Consider the following 252-nt stretch of genomic DNA (forward strand, 5'->3'; position numbering starts at 1 on the left):
TGCTCTAAAATGGTATCGCGCTCATCGCAACCAATTAGAGTCATTGGATCGCGATCGTTGTAGTCGTGCAGGTTTGACAAGTGAATAAAAGCGCAGCCGAACTTATAGACTGACCGTACCCATCCCTGTAGCTGCTCTGCAAGTTCAACCATCTCACGATCGGTAATTCGCCCACGCCCATCCGGGCGTCTCCACTGTTGCCCGCTCACGGACGCTTCCATTAGCTCCAAAAGGCGAGCTGGTTCCTGGCTG

The 252-nt window shown here is 53.2% G+C and carries 1 protein-coding gene; it reads right to left on the reverse strand.

What is annotated here, in order from left to right:
• Positions 1–209, reverse strand: a 209-nt coding sequence (locus AC3XQU_RS24400) for a hypothetical protein (protein ID WP_489876697.1), incomplete at its 3' end; no start/stop codon positions are given.
• Positions 210–252 lie beyond the last annotated feature (43 nt).

The sequence above is a fragment of the Telluria sp. AZSoR62 genome, assembly GCF_058111565.1.